The organism is Mesorhizobium sp. WSM1497, assembly GCF_001672455.2.
Classification (GTDB): Bacteria; Pseudomonadota; Alphaproteobacteria; order Rhizobiales; family Rhizobiaceae; genus Mesorhizobium; species Mesorhizobium ciceri.
Genome location: NZ_CP021071.1, coordinates 115,000 through 127,270, shown reverse-complemented (window position 1 = coordinate 127,270; position 12,271 = coordinate 115,000). Strand labels below are relative to the sequence as shown.

17 protein-coding genes and 1 pseudogene are annotated in these 12,271 nt (G+C 60.7%); 9 read left to right on the top strand and 9 right to left on the bottom strand.

The window, feature by feature from the left end; genetic code table 11:
- The first annotated feature begins 133 nt into the window (after window positions 1–133).
- The 3 genes from repC (at window position 134) to A9K65_RS33015 (ending at window position 2,430) form a co-directional block, all read left to right on the top strand.
- Window positions 134–1,339: a plasmid replication protein RepC gene (gene repC / locus A9K65_RS33025; RefSeq protein ID WP_064993488.1), complete on the top strand. Its 1,206-nt coding sequence runs from the start codon at window positions 134–136 to the stop codon at window positions 1,337–1,339.
- A gap of 186 nt (window positions 1,340–1,525) precedes the next feature.
- On the top strand, window positions 1,526–1,915 hold the full coding sequence (locus A9K65_RS33020; protein ID WP_013525331.1) for an MbcA/ParS/Xre antitoxin family protein: 390 nt from the start codon (window positions 1,526–1,528) through the stop codon (window positions 1,913–1,915).
- Window positions 1,912–2,430, top strand: a complete 519-nt coding sequence (locus A9K65_RS33015; protein ID WP_064993489.1) for an RES family NAD+ phosphorylase — start codon at window positions 1,912–1,914, stop codon at window positions 2,428–2,430. Before A9K65_RS33020 ends, A9K65_RS33015 begins: the two co-directional genes overlap by 4 nt.
- 23 nt (window positions 2,431–2,453) lie before the next feature.
- Here the strand turns inward: A9K65_RS33015 and A9K65_RS33010 are convergent, their stop codons facing one another.
- Window positions 2,454–3,626, bottom strand: a complete 1,173-nt coding sequence (locus A9K65_RS33010; protein ID WP_063170581.1) for a site-specific integrase — start codon at window positions 3,624–3,626, stop codon at window positions 2,454–2,456.
- Between the two features lie 125 nt (window positions 3,627–3,751).
- Here A9K65_RS33010 and A9K65_RS33005 point away from each other — a divergent pair, with 125 nt between their 5' ends.
- The 3 genes from A9K65_RS33005 (at window position 3,752) to A9K65_RS36590 (ending at window position 5,916) form a co-directional block, all read left to right on the top strand.
- Window positions 3,752–4,705: a DUF1403 family protein gene (locus tag A9K65_RS33005; protein ID WP_064993490.1), complete on the top strand. Its 954-nt coding sequence runs from the start codon at window positions 3,752–3,754 to the stop codon at window positions 4,703–4,705.
- Between the two features lie 2 nt (window positions 4,706–4,707).
- Complete coding sequence (locus tag A9K65_RS33000; RefSeq protein ID WP_064993491.1) at window positions 4,708–5,430, top strand: SMC-Scp complex subunit ScpB; 723 nt, start codon at window positions 4,708–4,710, stop codon at window positions 5,428–5,430.
- Window positions 5,431–5,754: 324 nt separating this feature from the next.
- Entirely contained in the window at window positions 5,755–5,916 is a 162-nt protein-coding gene (locus A9K65_RS36590) for a hypothetical protein (protein ID WP_198327721.1), read from the top strand.
- A 265-nt stretch (window positions 5,917–6,181) separates the two neighbouring features.
- Here A9K65_RS36590 and A9K65_RS32990 read toward each other — a convergent pair whose 3' ends face one another.
- From A9K65_RS32990 to A9K65_RS32970, 5 genes and pseudogenes are all read right to left on the bottom strand, one after another.
- The gene (locus tag A9K65_RS32990; protein ID WP_064993493.1) at window positions 6,182–6,433 is read right to left on the bottom strand and encodes a GlsB/YeaQ/YmgE family stress response membrane protein; all 252 of its coding nucleotides are present in this window, start codon (window positions 6,431–6,433) and stop codon (window positions 6,182–6,184) included.
- An 88-nt stretch (window positions 6,434–6,521) separates the two neighbouring features.
- Window positions 6,522–6,971, bottom strand: a complete 450-nt coding sequence (locus tag A9K65_RS32985; protein ID WP_064993494.1) for a DUF4112 domain-containing protein — start codon at window positions 6,969–6,971, stop codon at window positions 6,522–6,524.
- Between the two features lies 1 nt (window position 6,972).
- Window positions 6,973–7,464 carry a YidB family protein gene (locus A9K65_RS32980; RefSeq protein WP_064993495.1) on the bottom strand — a complete coding sequence of 164 codons (492 nt, stop codon included), beginning with the start codon at window positions 7,462–7,464 and terminating at the stop codon, window positions 6,973–6,975.
- Between the two features lie 105 nt (window positions 7,465–7,569).
- Window positions 7,570–7,872, bottom strand: a complete 303-nt coding sequence (locus A9K65_RS32975) for an addiction module antidote protein (protein ID WP_064993496.1) — start codon at window positions 7,870–7,872, stop codon at window positions 7,570–7,572.
- Between the two features lie 2 nt (window positions 7,873–7,874).
- Window positions 7,875–8,161, bottom strand: a pseudogene (locus A9K65_RS32970) (type II toxin-antitoxin system RelE/ParE family toxin).
- A 582-nt stretch (window positions 8,162–8,743) separates the two neighbouring features.
- Between A9K65_RS32970 and A9K65_RS32960 the strand changes: the two are divergent.
- Complete coding sequence (locus A9K65_RS32960) at window positions 8,744–8,983, top strand: hypothetical protein (RefSeq protein WP_086081392.1); 240 nt, start codon at window positions 8,744–8,746, stop codon at window positions 8,981–8,983.
- On the opposite strand, the gene A9K65_RS32955 is transcribed toward A9K65_RS32960, so the two are convergent.
- The 3 genes from A9K65_RS32955 to A9K65_RS32945 form a co-directional block, all read right to left on the bottom strand.
- A complete protein-coding gene (locus tag A9K65_RS32955) occupies window positions 8,980–9,693 on the bottom strand; it encodes a Crp/Fnr family transcriptional regulator (RefSeq protein WP_064993508.1) in 714 nt (237 codons plus the stop codon). The two genes, A9K65_RS32960 and A9K65_RS32955, sit on opposite strands and share 4 nt — an antisense overlap.
- 120 nt (window positions 9,694–9,813) lie before the next feature.
- Window positions 9,814–10,068: a hypothetical protein gene (locus A9K65_RS32950; RefSeq protein ID WP_064993498.1), complete on the bottom strand. Its 255-nt coding sequence runs from the start codon at window positions 10,066–10,068 to the stop codon at window positions 9,814–9,816.
- A 113-nt stretch (window positions 10,069–10,181) separates the two neighbouring features.
- Window positions 10,182–10,421: a hypothetical protein gene (locus A9K65_RS32945; RefSeq protein ID WP_027162342.1), complete on the bottom strand. Its 240-nt coding sequence runs from the start codon at window positions 10,419–10,421 to the stop codon at window positions 10,182–10,184.
- Between the two features lie 145 nt (window positions 10,422–10,566).
- Here A9K65_RS32945 and A9K65_RS32940 point away from each other — a divergent pair, with 145 nt between their 5' ends.
- Window positions 10,567–11,709: a DUF2213 domain-containing protein gene (locus A9K65_RS32940; protein ID WP_245322240.1), complete on the top strand. Its 1,143-nt coding sequence runs from the start codon at window positions 10,567–10,569 to the stop codon at window positions 11,707–11,709.
- A 199-nt stretch (window positions 11,710–11,908) separates the two neighbouring features.
- Window positions 11,909–12,133, top strand: coding sequence for a hypothetical protein (locus A9K65_RS32935; protein WP_064993500.1), 225 nt, complete (start codon window positions 11,909–11,911; stop codon window positions 12,131–12,133).
- Window positions 12,134–12,271: the final 138 nt, after the last annotated feature.

Sequence of the window (12,271 nt, the reverse complement as noted above, 5' to 3'; positions counted from 1 at the left end):
CCCGAACGTCGCCGTCGCGGAAGCCCTTCTCGTCTGTAGCAAGCTGAGAATCGCACTTCCCCGAATCACTGTCAAGAGTCGTGGCGCCATTTCGGCGAGCAGATTTCTTTTGCCTGATTGAAAGGTGAGGGAAATGGAGAGTGGGTTTGCGACGACGCCCTTCGGGCGGCGGCCGATGACGCTTGCGTTGGTGAAAGCCAACACGGCGTCAAGGCAGATACCTCAGGGGTCTGTCGTCGAGAAATGGCAGGTTTATCGGTGGCTGTGCGAGGGCAAGTCGATTGTCGGCGTCGGCGATCGCGCCCTGGCGGTGCTCAGCGGGCTTTTGACGTTTTATCCAGACGACCAGATCAGCGAGGAAAACGGGTTGATGGTCTTTCCGTCCAACGCTCAGCTATCGCTGCGGGCGCACGGCATGGCCGATTCCACGCTGCGCAGGAACCTGGCGGAACTGGTAAGTTGCGGCCTCATCATCCGCAGGGACAGCGCCAACGGCAAAAGATTTGCCCGCAAAGGGCCGGGCGGGGCTGTGGTGGAGGCCTTCGGCTTCTCCCTGGCCCCGTTGATCACCAGGGCAGCGGAGTTTCAGCAGGCGGCCGACCAGGTTCGAGCCGACGGTCGGGCGCTCAGACTGATGCGGGAGCGCATCACGCTGCACCGCCGCGACATCCATAAGCTGATCGAGGCGGCTGTCGAGGAGGATGTGCCCGGGGACTGGGGAACGCTGTGGAAGCGGTTCCGGGCCATTGTGGACGCAATTCCACGCCGGGCAGGCCTGTCGGAGCTGGAAGGGGTCGTCGCCGAGCTGGTAGAGCTGCACGAAGCGGTCAACAAGATGCTGGAAAGCTTCACAAATGCCAAGAATCCTAGCGGCAATGAGTCCCATAATGAGCGGCAGCAATCTGATTCAAACACAGACTCCGCTTTTGTATTTGAACCGGCTTTCGAAAAAAGCAGGGCGGAGGCCGAGCCAACATCCCACCCCCCCGAGAAGCCGAAAGGCTACCCGATTGGACTGGTGCTGCGGGCCTGTCCCGATATTGCCGACTATGCCGTCAACGGGATCGGAAGCTGGCGCGACTTGATGATGACCGCCACCCAGGTGCGAGGATACCTTGGCGTGTCGCCTTCAGCCTATGAGGAGGCTTGCCATGTGATGGGCCAGGAAGTTGCCGCGATCGTGATCGCCTGCATTCTGCAAAGAGCGCAGCATATCAACTCGGCTGGCGGTTATCTGCGCGTGCTGACCGAAAAGGCAAAAGCGGGTGAGTTTTCTGTTGGACCTATGCTCATGGCGGCGCTGAAAGCCAATGGCGCGTCAGCACGGATGACCGGATGAGCGGCAAGATATCGCGGGGCAGCGGCGTAAGGATGTGACCGGTGCTGTTGAGGTGGCCTGGCACATTCCCACCTGTCGGCGGGGTTTGCGGCGCGGCCACTGAACGGGTTCGTTCTTGAAAACAGTCTACAAGTGCCATATCTTCTGCACACGAAATATGACTCCCGATATGGTAGGATGAACACCATGGGCCAGGCACTCAAGATAGCCGAGCAGAATGGACCTCTCATCTTGTCCTACATGGACCGGAATGGGAAGATTGCGATTGGGCAGGTCGCGGACGGTTTTGGCATGTCCAAAGGCCAGTTGGCCCAGACTGCAGGTCTTGCACGCGAGACGCTTTATCGGTCAGAGCGTAGCGCCACGGTAAAGACCCAGGGGCGTCTGCGAGAAATGCTCGAGATCATCAGCCGAGTGACGGAATGGGCGGGTGGCAAGGAGCAGGCGATGGCCTGGTATCGGGCTCAGCCGCTTCCGGCATTTGGGGGACGCACCGCTGAGGCGCTGGTGAAGGACGGCAAGGCAGCAGCGGTCCGTGATTATCTCGATCACATGGCCGTTGGCGGGTTTGCGTGAGGTTCGTCGGAACCTGCTACCGCGCACATGATCCACGTTGGGCATTCAAGCCGACTTCCGGCGAAGGAGCGGCGATCCGAGGGGCTCGATTCAATCCCAGAGGCGTGCCGGCGCTCTATCTGGCGCTGACCATCATGACAGCGATCAAGGAAGCCAACCAGGGCTTCGCACAGCGGATCGATCCCTGCGTGCTTTGCTCCTATGAGATCGATTGTGACGACATCGCGGATCTGACAACGGAAGAGCGGAGAGGAGAGTTTTCTGTGACGCTCGAAGAGATGGCCTGTGCCTGGGCGACGGCTCTCAGCAACGGAGAACGTCCAGCGTCCTGGTCCATCTATGAGCGGTTGCAACCCCGAAATGTTGCCGGCATCGTGGTTCCGAGCTTCGCGCCGGGGGCCGAGATGGAGGATCGCAATCTGGTCCTTTGGAACTGGGGCCCCGATCTCCCGCACAAGGTGGCTGTATTCGACCCCAGTGGTCGGCTGCCGAGGGATCAGCTGTCTTGGCGATAGACCGATCCGCCAGGGGAGGGGGCCTACAGTCCACTGGCCCTGGTGAGATTGACGCGAAACCGGTCCCTGCGCCGCTGGTAGCGGCGGGTCATTTCGGCCGACGTATGGCCAAGCTGCTTTTGAACGTAACGCTCGTCGACCTCAGCCGATGAGGCAAGACCGGCGCGCAAGGAATGACCGGAAAATTTCTCTGCACGATCGCCTTCGGACAGGTCGCCACGAACCCCGGCTGCGAGGGCGGTGCGTTTGACCAGCCGCGCCACTTCCTGGTCGTTGAGCCGCTCGGCTGCAACTGCTTTGCCGTTTCCGGTGACGCGTCGAAACAACGGCCCATGGCCGACCCTCGCCAGTTTCAGCCAGGTTTGCACCGCCACAACCGGGCATGTGGCATCGGACGAGCCACGGCCGATCTCGACCTCGCGCCAGCCGGTCTTTCCGCGCAATGCGACGAGAACGCCTTTGTCCAAAACCTCGATCCAGCCGCGGCCGTCCTGGGTTTGGTCCCTGGCAACGTCCAGGCCAACGATTTCAGAACGCCGCAGGCCGCCGGCGAAACCCAACAGGAGCATGGCGCGGTCGCGCAGGCCGCGCAACGTTCCACGGTCAAGGGTCTCGAGCATGGCAATCAGGTCTTCAGTCAGAATGGCTTCCTTTTGCCGGGGAGGGGAGGCGTGGGTGTTGCGAATGCCGGCCAGCACAGTGGCGATATGCCGGTCCTTCCTGTCCAATGGCTGGCCACGCTGAGAAAAATTCCAGGTCATCGAGGAGAGACGTCGCTCGATGGTCGAGACGGCGTTCGGCTTCTTGTCGCCCGTCACCTTACCGGAAGCGCAGGCCGTGATGTAAAGGCCAACGACCTGCGGGTCGGGCGGCAACACATCGAGATGCTGGCGGCGCGCCCAGGCGCAAAAATGCTTCCAATCGGCGGCGTAGGCGCGCCGGGTGTTCGCCGAGCTTGCTGCCTCGACGTAATCGCGCGCGCGCTCGGCGAGCCCTTCCAGGTGCGCCGGCAGGGGAGGGGCGTTTTGCGGCTCGCAGGGTGCCTGCGCCATTTCCATGACGATATCGACAATATCAGGCAAGTCGTCGGCTGGAGGCGAGGGAGGGGAGGTGCTGGCGATCGCGGTCGTGCTGTGGGACGGCACTGAGCTGTCCTCAGGACGATTTTCGCGGCTCAGGTCGACGATAGGGGCCATTCTGCTAGCATGGCTTGTAACGAACGATAATGCAACATTATCATTCATTTTGTGGTTTCGACAGGCTGTGCGTTTCGGTGCGAAAATCATAGCGCAAAGCGCACGGGCGCTTTACGCTCGAAAGCATGATTCGCCTCGATCCCGCGACCGCCAGCCTCGCCGCGCCGCCGACCGTACCGGCCTGGGCGCTCGCGTCCGGTCGTGACGCCAGCGAGATCGACGCCGCCTTCCAGGCCGGCGCCGCCTTGGCGTCGCTGGACGCACTTGCCCGGGCGCAGCCCGCCTGGGCCGGCGCCTGGCGGCATCGGCTGGCGCTTCGCTGTGCCGCCGCCAGCATGCGGCTCGCCGGCCGGGCCGTGGACGCGGCCGCCCTGCGCGACGCCTGGCACCTGCGCCCGGCCGGCGCCGATCCCGGCCCCGCCGGCGCTATTTTGGGCGGCTGGCGGCAATTGGCAGCGCAGCCGCCCGTTGCCAGCGCCGATCGGCTCGAAAAGATCGTCGAGATGCTCGGATTCCACTGGGACGGTTCCGCGCTCGCCGCGCTTTCTACGGAGATCGATGAATTGGGGCGGTCCCAGCGGCCAGCGCCATTCGCTGCCGCGGCCGTCGCCGCGCACGTCGTCGCCATGCGCCCCGACTGCGAGCTTTTGGCCTGGTGGCTGGCCGACCTGGTGCTGGCGCACAGCCTGCGCTGGCCGCGGCCGCTGCCGCTGCTCATGGCCCTGGCTTTTGCTCCGGCCTTCCGCGCCGAGGCGGGAGGGACCAGACTCCGGCCGGGCGGCGAAGCGTTCGAGCGGGCACTTTGCCTGGCGCTGGTTCAGGCGGCGGCGGACGCGTGCCGGCTGGCGGCCGAGCTGTCGCGTCGCGCGGAGCGGCTCATCGCCGCCGCACCGAAGCTCAGGGCGAAGGGGGCGGGCGATGTGATCCAAAGACTGCTCGACGACGACGCCGTCTCCGGATCGCTAACGACCAAAAGCCTGTCGCGCTTTGCATCGCGACGGCTATTCGACCGGCTGCAACAGCTGGATACCGTGCGCGAGCTTTCCGGCCGCGCCAGCTTCCGGCTGTTCGGGCTCTAGCGATGAGCGAAGCGTCTGCCCGCCGGAAGCCAAACGTTCAGCCGGCTTTGCTGGATATCGAGCTGGAACATCTGCCGGCCGAGCTGCGCTGGCGCGAGTGGATGGGCCGCGTCGAGGCGGTGATTTTTTCCGCCAGCGAACCGGTGACACGCAGTGTCCTCGCGCGGGTGGTGGGGAAGAACTGCAATCTTGAGCTGATCATCGACGACATCCGCGCCGAGCTCGCCGGGCGCCCCTACGAGCTGGTCGCCGTCGCCGGCGGCTGGCAGCACCGGACCAAAAAGGTTTTTGGCGACGTCATCCATGCCGCGTTCGGCACAGCGGCGGGGCAGGGCACAAAAGAGTTGTCGCAGGCGGAGGCGCTGGTGCTGATGTGCATCGCTTATTTTCAGCCGATTACCCGTGGCGAGCTGTCTTCCTTCTTCGGCAAGGAGGTGTCGCGCGATCTGATCGGCGTGCTGCGCGCGCAGGAGCTGATCGCCTCAGGGCCGCGCAGTCCGCAGCCGGGCGCGCCCTATACCTATGTAACGACGAAAACTTTCCTGTCGCAGTTCGGGCTCGACACGCTGCGCCAGCTGCCGGATTTCGAGGCGCTCGAGGACGCCGGGCTGCTGTCGAAGGAAAAGCTGCTGGCCGGGGATATACCGATCGGACTTGGCCGGGGGGAGGGCGACGGCGAAGAGCGCGAGCCCACGACAGGCATCGTTGAGGATGAGGCGCTCTGAACTGATCGGAAACCAGATTGCTTACGACAGCCAGCAACTCAGGGCCAAGATGACTGGTCGTGCGGCAGCCGTTCATCGCCGAAGGGGATGAAGCGGGCGGCGATACAGTGGGTCAAGCCGGGCATCATCGGCCGCGTAAAGCGAGGAGGGTGCTTGGAATTCTACCAAGACTTCAACAGCGCGAGTTTCCAAGTGTTCAACGATCACAAACTGAGAATGTTTGAGGGCGCTCTGGCAGCCGTTCTGCCTGTCGCGCTCGTGGCACTCCTCCTCTCAATCGGGGTTTCGTGACCATCAATCGTCCTAGCTAGAGCTTCAGCTCGGTTGAAGCCGACCTATTCGTTCGGCGGCCTGTCGCTGTCGCAGATGGTGAAACCCTATGTCGACAACTGGCTGGAGACACGCCAGTCGGTGAACGACATTATCAGTGCTACAACAAGGCGACGGCGGCCTTCAACACGGCGCGCCAGCTCGAACTCGGCATAGACGAAGCCGAGTGGCACCACAGCGGCGGCGGGAAAGAACCTCGGCCCTCGCACGTCCAGGCTGGTCGCGAGAAGGTCCGCTACAAGATTTCGACTGGCTGGTACGACCCAGCGCTAAAGCGCTTCATCCGACCAGGCGAGGAGCCCAGTTGTCGATGCGTGTGCAAGCCGGTCATCAAGGGCGTCTATTAGGAGTAATCGCGCGCGTGACCTCCGAGGTCACGCGCTCAATCACTAGTGAGAATGTGCAGAAAGTCGATCGTTGTTCAGCGCCTAATCATGCGGGCAACCGCAATCAAAATACAGGCACCGATGAAGCCTGCGATTAGATACCCAAGCCAACCGGCCAACGATACGCCCAGCAGCCCGAGAAGGACGTTGGCGACGATGGCGCCAACGATCCCCAAAACAATGTTCATCAGCACGCCCATATTGCTTTTCATGAACATCTCGGCGAGCCAGCCGGCGATACCGCCGATCACGATAGCAGCTATCCAACCGACACCTGGATTTTCCATTTTTTCCCCTTTGCGTGAACCGAAATTGGTTCGGCCGCAAAACGTGCGATCAACCGATAAAGTTCCTTGGGTGAATACCGAGCTGCAATCAGGCAGTTCGCATCGCCTGGCCGCTGCCATTGTCCGCTTTACCAAGGTGGCGGCGAAGCAGCGTGATGTTGCGATTGTTGGCCTTGAAATACACGTCGAAGATTGAGCCCAGAATAGGGACGCTTCCTACAATCGTATCCAGCAATACGTTCCCTAGCATTCTGGCGACCAACGTCTTTCCAGCGCCGCAGCTTCGGGCTCGCATTACGATATAAGCCGAAACGATACCCGTCGCCGCATCTCCGAGCACAGGCACCAGACCTACCAGGGCATCGAGGCCGAAACGAATTGAGGTCCCCGGAATGCACCAACGGGAATCGAGCAAGGCCGCCAACAAATCCAATTCGGCAATGACGCATGCTGCCTCGGCGCTCTGAACGCTCCTCCGAGTTGTCCCAAAGGCTGAGTCTGTACGCCTCAGCAGGTATTCCTGAGATATGGCCGTCATCCTAGACATCGTCTGGGGTCGATTTGGCTTGCGGCCTATTTGGGGGAACGTCGTCGAGCAGTGTTGTCGGATCGGAGCCTTCGGCTGGCTCGGGGGGCAGTTCGCCATTTGGCGTCATCTTGTTGACGGCCTCTGGCAAATCCCGGGTGATCCTGCTGATGAGTTCCTCCCGCGAAAGGCCTGTCTGCATCGAGAGTGAAGTCAGCGTGTCTTCGTCTATTGCCGCTTCCACCTCATTTGGCTCGATGGGTTGGTTCGGCCCAGTGCCTACCCAGGAGTCGACCTTTGAGCCGGCCCCCGCACCTCTGAATCGATCTAGGATATCGCCAAGCGCCGTCCCCGACACGCCCTTGGAAAGCTGATCTATAATCCCGCCTTGCGGGTCGTTCGGATTACGATTTCCCGCCCCGCGGATCAATTCGCCAATTTTGTCGCGATTTTGGTAGGCCAGAACGCCGAGCATCGCGACCGCCAGTCTTCCGAGATTTGCCATTTGGACCTCCACTGTTCGAGAGGAGAAGGTCCTAACCTTGCAAAGGTTCCGCCAGCCGATCAAACTGAGGAAGCCCGATCCCCTACAGCCCTCTTTGGCTGATCGTCAGGCAGCGCGCTCATGCTCGCGCGGGGCGACTGACAAGCGAAGCCCCATCGCGTCGAGCACTGACACGACCGTGCCAAGGGACGGGTTCCCACCCTCGCTGAGGGCCTTGTAGAGGCTTTCGCGAGACATGCCGGTTTTCTTGGCGATTTCCGTCATGCCCTTGGATCGGGCGACTTGGCCGAGTGCCTTGCACAGAAACTGGAGGTCGCCTTCCGCCATGACAGCGTCAAGAAAGGCGACGATCTCCTCTTCGGTGTTGAGGTAGTCGGCGGTGTCCCATTTGCTGGTCGTGATTGCCATTTCTAAACCTCATTTGCGATGTCCAGCGCGCGCTTGATGTCGCGGCTCTGGCTGCCCTTGTCGCCGCCGCACAGCAGTATCACGACGACGTCGCCGCGTTTGAGAAAGTAAATGCGGTAGCCCGGTCCATAGTCGATGCGAAGTTCGCCGATGCCGTCTAAGAACTTGGCATCGCCGAGATTGCCGTCCTCGACGCGGCTGATGCGCGCCATAATGCGCGCCTTGCTCTGCCGTCACGAAGCCTCTCGAACCATGCGTCAAAGATACTGGTTTTGATGACTTCGATCATGCCCAGTTGTATCCTAGGGGATACATTTTGGCAAGGACATAATTGAAAAGACGACCGCAATGCCAGTCACCTCTGAGGCTTTCGCGAGCCGAGGCGTGCTGGGCATTCCGAAGCCCGTCGGCGAAGAGTTCGCCATGGACAGCGCGGGCCAGGCAGCCTCACTGATGCTGGTTGCGCCTGATGGCGATGTCCTGGTGCTCCGGCGCTCTTCGACCGACACCAGCTGGCCCGGCCATTGGTGCTGGCCCGGTGGCAACGTTACATCAAGAAACCGCAGGCGGTCGCCCATGCACGACTGGATTAGCCGCTGATCGAAGCTGATGTCCTTCCCCTGCCGCATGAACAATCAGAACTAGTCCTTCATCTTGCATTGGGCAGGTAGGGAGCCGATTTTGAATGCCGGCAATCACAACGGCCGTCGAGATGATGCCGCTGCTGCGGTAGTCAGAAAGCACTTTTTCGGACTATATTCAGTACTTGGGAACAGCGCTGTCGACGGCAAAAGCGACTGTTGGGACGATCGCAGACGCTGTTTCCTAGCCTACACCCTAAGCGGCGGACTGCCGCTGGCGGAGACTCCGGTTGCCACGCTTTTTCCTGCACCTTGTACTTGCCGGACGCCGGCGCACCGATCCGGAAGGCAGTGAGCTCCCTGATAACGAGAGCGCCGTTCGAGAGGCAATTTGGGCTGCCAAGGACTTGATGGCGGAGGAGTTGCGCGCCGGGAAGCCGTTGATCCGTGATGCCACGTATGAGGTTGCGCTCCACGACGGAACGGTCGTCGCGACCGTCACCTTCGCCGCTGCTGCCGACTATGGCTAGATTTTGCCGAGCAGCCGCTCGTATTCATGTTCCGGCTCGCTGTAGGTGCCATCGGCGATCTGAAATAGGCCATCGCGATCGCGGATAAGGATCTCACCCCGGTTTGCCCTGATCAGTCCTCTGCCCTCAAGTTCCTGGATGGCGACGGTCACCCCAGGTCGCCGCACACCGAGCATAACAGACATGAACTCATGGGTGATCGCAAATCTGTCACTCCTTACCCTGTCCTGGCACATCAGCAGCCACCGGGCCAAGCGTTCATCCAATTTCGATCGGGCATTCACCAGCGCGGTGTAGCTGGTCTGAATGAAGAGCGTTTGTACATAGAGAAGCAGCAGGGCCTTAAGCGTTGTGCTTTCCAACATGGCTGCCGATAACGCTGACGCAGGCACTTGGAACGCATCTCCGGCAATCTGCATGTAGGTATCATGTGCGGCACGATCGCCGCCAAGCACCAACAGCGCGCCGGTCATGCCTTCCAGACCTATCAGGCCCACTTCGGTATCGCGGCCCTTCGGTATCTTAGCAACGACCGACGCTATGCCGCTTTCGAGAAAATAGACGTGTTCGATGAGAGACTTCGCCGTCTCAAGCGGGGCCCGCAATGGCAAAACCACCCGCTTCAGATGCGGCTCTAATAAGTCCAGGTCTGCGCGAGAAAGCCGCTTCAACAAGGCATTGCGATAGGTGATATTTGGCTGATTAGACATGTCTCCACCCTCCATGGGGCAAGAGCTCTGTGATCTCCCAGCCGTTCACGCCCGTGAAAACGTGCGAACGATAAGCCACATATAGGTGCTGCTGGCACCAACACCTAATCACGTTACGCATTATGGCCGGGCACCGGGCTTTTCCGCCGCGCGCGAAAAGGGGAATTCCAGGACCAAGAGTTCGCGATCATCGAAGATTTCGAAGGCATCGCCGGTTAGTACCGGCTTCCCGGCCAGCAGCCCTTCGGCCAGGATTTCCTTGGCAGACGCCATGGCATCGTCCTCTACCTCTTGCAAGTTTGCAAACTCCTGCCCCTCTGGATCCTTGAGGAGCTGACCGTCGCGGGTTCGAATGTGAAAGAAGAATCTCGGCATGGTTGCTCCACCTTGCTCGACTTTTTAATTGCAGCGCGCTTGATGGATAGCGTCGGAAACGTACTAAATGGGGATATTCACGCGCGGCCGCATTAACGGGCTCAACAGCTGCGTCAGCGAGCGCTCTCCATTGAGGCCGATCGGTCAAACCGTACGCCAAGACCGTGTGCGATGGCGCTGGCTGCTATCAGGTCATCAAGGGCTTTCCCGGAAATCGGACAGTTCGGGAGCACCTCCCGAATGGCGGTTTCTGCCGTCGAGGTAGAAATGAAGTCATGTCGCCTTTTTCTGTTTTCGACATATTGCTCGACCAGCATTTTCAGGCGTCTTGCCGCAATATCATCTGCAACCATTGGGTTGCTCCCACCGGTAGGTCGCGTTCAGTCGCGGCCCCAAACTTCGATTGGTGAACCCGCGACACGAGCGTTAACTCGATCGGCCAAAGCTGCTGTTGGGTAATTTGTTCCGGTTAGCCGGGACTTGGTAATTTCCAGACAATTGGGTGGTCGGCGGCTTTTTGAGGCACACGCTTTGAAGCGCCATTGTGTGACTCTGCCTAGAGGATTGAACATGCTTGCCACTTCTGAGGAGCCCAAGCCCGTTGCGGTCAAGGACGCGCTGGCCATGGATCGCAACAGCATCCGCACATTCGACCAGGACGGTCATCTGCGCGTCGAGATGACGCCGATCTCGAAGGCCAATGTCTGCCCATACTACGGCCGCGAAATCCCGGATTTCGAAGCGCTCGGACTAGATCCCAAGCGGGTGTACCGCCTCTATCGCGACGCCGACGAGCTGGCGAAAGCCGCCCCTACCTTCGTCGGCAAGCCGCTGCTGCTCAAGCACATCCCGGTCAGCGCCAGGGACCATCCGCGCGAAGCCGTGGTCGGCGCGCTGGGTGACGCCTTGGAGTTCCATGCGCCCTACCTCATGGCGCCGCTCAGCATCTGGGATGGGGCGGCAATCGCGCTGATCGAATCCGATCGGCAGAAAGAACTTTCGAGCAGCTATCGCTATCGGGCCGACATGACGCCCGGCACGCTGGCTGGAGAATCCTACGACGGCGTGATGCGGGACATTTCCGCCAATCACGTCGCCTTGGTTGAGGAAGGCCGCGCCGGGCCTGATGTAGTCGTCGGCGACAGCAAAATGGAGATCATCACGATGAAGAAAACAGCACTGCTGTCGCGCATGGCGTCTGTCGCCCAGGGCGCGATCCTTGCCCACATCATGCCCAAGCTCGCCAGCGATCAGAAGATCGATGTCAGCGGCGCTCTCGCCGGCGTCACGGCCGAAAACTTCAAGGCCAAGCGGCCCGCCATCATCGAGGCAGTGGGCAAGGCGGCCACCTTCGGGGTGCTCACGGCTGGCGGCACCATCGCCGGCGTGTTCGGCGTCGGTGATCTTTGCCGGGGGGCACCGCTGGTCGCCTTTGCGCGGCCCCAGTTCAAGCAGACGAAATTGCAGGCCCGGCTAATCCGGGCCTGCATGCTGCGCTTGTGCGGGTCAGGTAGCCGAGAACCGGCGATTACTTGCAAACCAGAGACTCGTGGCGGCGAGGACCGCGACGATCGGGGTTGTGAGGCCGTGGTATGGCGTTGCGCGTTGGGTGTGGGATGTTTGGGAGAACGCCCGCGATGACGCGCGCATCAAGCCCCACGCGGACGTGGATTAATGCCGGCCGCGGAAGCCCCCCGGGGGGAGCGCGCGTGCTTGGCATCCAATCAACTGCTCAGAAATTTCTGCGAACTATTCCCACTCTGGTTGGTACGTTTCGATCATTGATTTTTCGCACACCTTGTCCCCATAGTGCTTGCGTGAGGGCTTGGGAGGTACCCGCATGGAACGCCTGTTGAAATCCACCGAAGTCATTCAAAATGCCATAGACGCGGCCATTCAAGGCAACGTCATCTCCCTTAAGAAGGCCGTCGCGTTTATCCGAACGAAGCGCCCTGATCTTAAGGACGAGCTGGACGAACTGGGCGACGACAACCCACTATGTGAAAAGGTGGTCCTAATGGCCTCAAAGACTGGAAAGGCCGTCCTGTTCGATCTCCACGAATAAGGAACCATCAAGATACCCACGAGTTCGGTCTAACCGACCACTCGTGCAGGCTCCCTGGAAGAACGTCACCGAACCCGACAATCAGCCATAGCCGGGCTTATTCGCCGTTGGATCAATTCGAAGGTGTTTCGCAACCAC